The 351-nt window shown below is 42.7% G+C and carries 1 protein-coding gene; it reads left to right on the plus strand.

What is annotated here, in order from left to right; all coding sequences use genetic code 11:
- The coding region (locus EDI28_RS26765; RefSeq protein ID WP_164918656.1) for an SNF2 helicase associated domain-containing protein at positions 1 to 351 on the plus strand (351 nt) is incomplete at both ends.

Consider the following 351-nt stretch of genomic DNA (forward strand, 5'->3'; position numbering starts at 1 on the left):
AGGATTTTTATATTGATTCGTCTAATCAAGTTTACTTTTTCGATGAAGAAACCAAGAAAATTCGCCAAAATCTACAGGAACTGGGGCAATTTGAATTAAAAGATGGGACCTTGCAGGCTCGGAAATCCTTGGCCTACAGTTTAGCTCATCTCTTTGAAGGGCGAGACCGTGTTTCTTTTTCACAAGAATTCCAGAATCTGGCCCAGGATTTGACGCATCCAGAGGACTTTCCTTTGCAAGCAACTCAGGTCAAGGCTGACTTGCGAGATTATCAGGAAAAGGGAATTGGCTGGTTGCAGATGCTCCATCATTATGGTTTTGGTGGGATTTTGGCTGATGATATGGGACTTG

Source organism: Photobacterium chitinilyticum (assembly GCF_004104355.1).
Lineage (GTDB): Bacteria > Pseudomonadota > Gammaproteobacteria > Enterobacterales > Vibrionaceae > Photobacterium > Photobacterium chitinilyticum.